Source organism: Janthinobacterium sp. JF4 (genome assembly GCF_059617925.1).
Map to the genome: position 1 here is coordinate 1 of NZ_JCAQAV010000084.1, position 5,178 is coordinate 5,178.

General features: G+C 63.7%; 5 protein-coding genes and 2 tRNA genes. 1 reads left to right on the forward strand and 6 read right to left on the reverse strand.

Features of this window, described 5'->3' with window-relative positions; all coding sequences use genetic code 11:
• Nucleotides 1–59: 59 nt before the first annotated feature.
• The 4 genes from phaP to AC54AF_RS26815 all read right to left on the reverse strand — a co-directional run bounded on the left by phaP (nucleotide 60) and on the right by AC54AF_RS26815 (nucleotide 3,769).
• Nucleotides 60–659: a TIGR01841 family phasin gene (gene phaP / locus AC54AF_RS26800; protein WP_496639014.1), complete on the reverse strand. Its 600-nt coding sequence runs from the start codon at nucleotides 657–659 to the stop codon at nucleotides 60–62.
• A gap of 107 nt (nucleotides 660–766) precedes the next feature.
• Nucleotides 767–961 carry a hypothetical protein gene (locus AC54AF_RS26805; protein ID WP_131687317.1) on the reverse strand — a complete coding sequence of 65 codons (195 nt, stop codon included), beginning with the start codon at nucleotides 959–961 and terminating at the stop codon, nucleotides 767–769.
• Nucleotides 962–1,008: 47 nt separating this feature from the next.
• Nucleotides 1,009–3,249: an ATP-binding protein gene (locus AC54AF_RS26810; RefSeq protein WP_496639015.1), complete on the reverse strand. Its 2,241-nt coding sequence runs from the start codon at nucleotides 3,247–3,249 to the stop codon at nucleotides 1,009–1,011.
• Nucleotides 3,250–3,340: 91 nt separating this feature from the next.
• Nucleotides 3,341–3,769 (reverse strand): winged helix-turn-helix transcriptional regulator, encoded by a 429-nt coding sequence (locus tag AC54AF_RS26815; protein WP_496639016.1) that lies wholly within the window; start codon nucleotides 3,767–3,769, stop codon nucleotides 3,341–3,343.
• A 116-nt stretch (nucleotides 3,770–3,885) separates the two neighbouring features.
• Here AC54AF_RS26815 and AC54AF_RS26820 point away from each other — a divergent pair, with 116 nt between their 5' ends.
• The gene (locus AC54AF_RS26820; protein ID WP_496639017.1) at nucleotides 3,886–4,737 is read left to right on the forward strand and encodes an NmrA family NAD(P)-binding protein; all 852 of its coding nucleotides are present in this window, start codon (nucleotides 3,886–3,888) and stop codon (nucleotides 4,735–4,737) included.
• A gap of 86 nt (nucleotides 4,738–4,823) precedes the next feature.
• Here the strand turns inward: AC54AF_RS26820 and AC54AF_RS26825 are convergent.
• Nucleotides 4,824–4,908: transfer RNA gene (locus tag AC54AF_RS26825), tRNA-Leu, on the reverse strand.
• Between the two features lie 69 nt (nucleotides 4,909–4,977).
• Nucleotides 4,978–5,062 (reverse strand) — tRNA-Leu (locus AC54AF_RS26830).
• Between the last annotated feature and the right edge of the window lie 116 nt (nucleotides 5,063–5,178).

Here is a 5,178-nt window from a genome sequence, read left to right on the forward strand (position 1 = left end):
GAAAAATATTTGATCCGACCTTGCACGCCGCTTGACGGGGATAACAGTATCTACATCGCTTACTTTTTAGCCGCCTTTGGCTTGGCCGCTGGCGCCGCCTTTTCAGCCGCAGCTTGTGCGCCCGCCGTGGCCTGCGCTACCTGTGCGCTGGCTTTGGCAATTTGATCTTCCACGGTTTTCACGGCCTGTTTCGTGGCCTTGGTCACTTGCTCGTAGCCGAGGAAGGCGTTGTCGATGGCCGCCTTGACGATGGCGACAGCGTTTTCCGAGCCCGGCGGCACGTTTTTCGTGACGTCGTAGATGAGGGCGCTCAGATTGCTTTTCGCTTCGGCCACGTGGGCTTCGGCGGCCGTGGTGAATTCCGTGTGGATTTCCTTGATGATGTCGTCGAGTTGCTGTTTATACGCTTTCGCGCCGGCCACGCCCGGTTGCAGCTGGGCAGCGGCGGCGGCCATGGCGGCCTTCGGATCCGTGGCCTGGCTGATTTCCTTGCCGGCGGAAAGGCCATCCTCGATGCCGGACTTGGCGGTGGCCATGTTCAGCGCCAGTACCTGTTCCACGCCTTGCACGGCCTTGGAGGTGAGGGTGTTGAAGGTCATCAGCTGGAATTCAAACAGGGCCTTGGTGGCCGATGCGAATTGTTCGGGATTCGTAAACATGTGGTCTCCTCGGTTTGAATAGATACGTTCTTATCGTTCCATACTCTTTCGACGCCGCAATGCCATCGCTTGATCTCAAGCCGGTGCCCCGTGTGGTCATGGCCCCATTATTTAACAAGCGCCGGTTTTTCGCAACGGCTATCTTTGTACGGCCCTGCGGCCAGTTCCCAGCCAAAACCCAGCGTCGATTGGGCGCACGCCAGGGTGCCGTCGATCTTGCTGCGCCACTTGTACCAGGGGGCAGGCCCGGCCGAGGCAAACGCGCAGGCGGCCAGCAGGGCCGTGGCGATCAGGTATTTCATAGGTGCTCCGAAAGAAAAGCCTGCCGGCATTGTAGTGCGCCTGCCATTCAGGGGGCGGGCGCTTGCGGCGCCGCGGCGGGCAGCTGCAGGGTGAAGGTGGTGCCGCTGCCGGCGCCGGTGCTGCTGGCGACATGGATATGGCCGCCCAGCACGCCAGTGACGATGTTGTGCGCCACATGCAGGCCCAGGCCCGAACCGCCCGAACCGAGCTTGGTCGTGAAGAAGGGGTCGTAGACGTGCGCCAGGTCGTCGGCGGCGATGCCCACGCCCGTGTCGGCGATGGACAGGGTGATCGTCTGCCCATCGTCGCTGCCGCGTGCCGTGATGGCGATATTGCCGCCGCTGCGATCCTCGAAGGCATGGCGCAGGCAGTTTTCCAGCAGGTTGCTCAGCACCTGGCCCAGCGGACCCGGATAGCTGTCCATGGCCAGGCCGTCCGGCACATCCTGCGTCAGGCTCAGGCCGGCGGCCTTGAGCGGCGTGGACAGGGGCAGCATCAGCTCGGCGATGAACTGGCGCAGCAGGAAGTGGCGGCGCTGCGAGCTGGCGCGGTCGACGGCGATCTGCTTGAAGCTCGAGACCAGGTCGGCGGCGCGCTGCAGGTTGCGCAGCATGATCGCGTCCGCCTCGCTGGCCTGGGTCAGGTAGGCGCCCAGCTCGGAGCGCCGCAAGCCATCGAGGAAGCTGGCCTGGATTTCGCGTGTGCGCTCGGCCATGGTGGTGGCCACCACCAGGCCGTTGCCGATCGGCGTATTGAGTTCGTGCGCGATGCCGGCCACCAGCGCGCCGAGCGCGGCCAGCTTGTCGCGGCGCACCAGTTCTTCCTGCGTGATGGACAGGTTTTCCAGCGCGGCGGCCAATTCCAGATTCGTTTGCTCCGACTGTTCCTTGGCCTGCGTCAGGGCCGCCGTGCGTTCGGCCACCAGCTCTTCCAGGTGGGTGCGGTGGCGCTGCAGTTCGCGTTCGTGGCGCATGCGGCCGATGGCGATGCCGGCCAGGTCGGTGGCCGTGTCGATCAGTTCCAGGTCGCGCGCGTCGGGCTGGCGCACTTCGCGGTAGTACATGGCGAACGAACCGAGCACGGCGCCATCCTGGCCGAAGATGGGGCGCGACCAGCAGGCGCGCAAGCCGAACGGCGCCGCCAGCTTGCGGTAGGGCGCCCACAGCGGGTCGTGCATGATGTCGGTGACGACCACCAGTTCGCGCAGGAACATGGCCGTGCCGCAAGAGCCCACGCCGGGACCGATGGCCACGCCTTCGAGCAGGGCCATGTATTCCGGCGGCAGGCTGGGACCTGCCGCGCTGTGCATGTGGACGCCGTCATCATCGAGCAGCATGATGGAGCAGAGCACGCCGCGCGACTGGCCTTCGATCAATAGCAGCAAGTGGTCCAGGGTGGGGATCAGGGGCGCGCCCTTGGCGACCATTTCCAGCAAGGTGCTCTGGCCCGAGCGCATCTCTTCGGCGAGGTTGCGTTCGGTCAAGTCGATGATGCGCGCATGCACGAGCTGGCGGCCCGGCACGGACAGGCGCATCAGCCGGATTTCGCAGGCGATCGGGTGGCCGTCGCGGTGGCAGCAGCTGGCGCGGAAGACGACGATCTTGCCTTGCAAGGTATCGCGGATCTTTTCTTCCAGCAGTTGCGGCGAGGCGCGGCCATCGTCCTGATGCCTGGGAAACAGCGGCTCCATGCCGCCTTGCAGCAGTCCGGCCAGCGGCATGCCGAACAATTCTTCGGCCAGGTGGTTGGCGTCGATCAGCAGGCGGTTGTCGATATCGAACAGCAGCACGGCGTCGGGCGAACCGGCCAGGATGGAGTGGTAATTGACTTCCAGCGTTTGCGGATGCAGGGGGCGCGGCGGCGTAACGGCACGCGGCGCGGGCGCCTCGGCCTTGTGCAGCGCCAGTTCCATGAGGATTTTTTCCGCCACGTCGCGCGCATTGAAGGGCATCTTGATGTAGTCGCTGGCGCCGGCGCCCACGCTGCGGCCCTGTTCCTCGGCGCTGGGGGTGGCCGACATCAGCAGCAGGGGCACGCTGTGGCGTCCGCCCGCATTGCGCAGGCGCATGCAGGTGGCGCCGATATTCGTGCCCGCCAGGGCCGCGTCGAGCAGGATCAGGTCCGTGCCGCCGGCCGCCAGTTCCACGCCTTCGTCGATATCGCCCGCCAGTCCCGTGCCCAGGTTATGCCGGTCCAGCACATACAGCAGTTCGCGCACATCATTCGGCGAATTGCTGACCAGTAGCACATTGGCGCGGTCGGTGATAGAAGAAATCAACTGGTTCATGGTGTCGCGCCCTTACGCGGTTCATGGGCCTAGTATTACATCAAGGCAAGTAGGAGTAAACGATAATTCTTGGTAACCAAAAGCAATCTGTTCAAGCCGCATTTTGCGCTGCCGCTGCCGCTTCCAGGGCCGCGCGCGCCTGTTCGATGCGCGGATAATTATCCTCTATCCAGTCGACCAGCACAGCCAGGCGTTCGGCTGCCTCGCGTCCCAGCGGCGTGAGGCTGTATTCCACCTTGGGCGGTATCACCAGATACGCCTGGCGCAGCACGAAACCATCGCCCGCCAGCGCTTCCAGGGTTTGCGCCAGCATTTTTTCGCTGACCCCGCCCACTTCGCGGCGCAATTCGCTGAAGCGCCGCGTGCCGCTCAACAGCAGTACCAGCACCAGCACGGCCCAGCGGCTGGTCAGGTGGCTGAGCACGGCGCGCGACGGACAGGCGGCCGCCAGCAGGTGCGCCCCCTGATTCTGGCGGGCGAGGGCGGCGCGCAGGCTGGCACCGGGAGTGTCTGTGGACATGATAGTTGGCCTTGTGAATGTGGATTTCAATACTACTTACCAAAAGGTACGTACTTACAATAGGTAAGTAATAGTCCTATTATAGGGTTTTACCACCCACGTACCAAGGAGAAATCATGATCGTCATCACCGGCGCCACAGGCAATCTGGGCCAGCACGTCATCGCCAGCCTGCTGAAAACCGTCCCCGCCGCCCACATCATCGCCGCCGTGCGCAACCCGGCCAGGGCCGCCGGCCTGGCCGCCCGGGGCGTGCAAGTGCGCCAGGCCGACTACAACGATGGCGCCAGCCTCGACGCGGCGTTCAAGGGCGCGACGAAGATACTGTTGATTTCATCGAGCGAAGTGGGCCAGCGCGTGCAGCAGCACCAGAACGTCATCGATGCCGCCAAGCGCGCTGGCGTATCTCTGCTGGCCTATACCAGTGTCTTGCGCGCCGACACGTCGCCGCTGGGCCTGGCCGCCGAGCACGTGATCACGGAAGCGGCCATCCGCGCAGCCAATCTGCCCTACACTTTCCTGCGCAACGGCTGGTACCTGGAAAACCATACGGAACACCTGGCGCCCGTGCTCGAGCATGGCGTGGTGCTGGGCGCGGCGCAAAACGGGCGCTTCTCGTCCGCCGCGCGCGCCGATTACGCTGCCGCCGCGGCCGCCGTGCTGACGGCGGCCCAGCCGCAAGCCATCTACGAACTCGCGGGCGACCACGGCTTTACCCTGGCCGAGTACGCGGCCGAAGTGGCGCGCCAGTCGGGCAAGGCGATTGTGTACAAGGATTTGCCGCAGGCAGATTTCAAGGCGGCGCTGGTGAGCGTGGGCGTGCCGGAAGGCTTTGCCGGTCTGCTGGCTGATTCCGATGCGGGCGCGGCCAAGGGCGGCCTGGAAGACCATGGCAAGCAATTGAGCGCGCTGATTGGCCGTCCGACGACGAGCCTGCTTGACGCTGTCAAGGCGGCGCTGGCCAAATAAGGGAAAGGGCCGCGGCAGCGCGGCATCTTGAAATGAAAAAAGCCGCAAACTCGTGAAAGTTTGCGGCTTTTTTGCGAATTAGGTAATGGTGCCCACGAAGGGACTCGAACCCCTACACCCGAAGGCACATGGACCTGAACCATGCGCGTCTACCAATTCCGCCACGTGGGCATTGTGCTGCTTGTTACTATTACCTTGCTACTGTACTGCGGATCACAACAATCGACAACTTGTTGCTGGTGGTGCCCACGAAGGGACTCGAACCCCTACACCCGAAGGCACATGGACCTGAACCATGCGCGTCTACCAATTCCGCCACGTGGGCATTGTGCTGCTTGTTACTATTACCTTGCTACTGTACTGCGGATCACAACAATCGACAACTTGTTGCTGGTGGTGCCCACGAAGGGACTCGAACCCCTACACCCGAAGGCACATGGA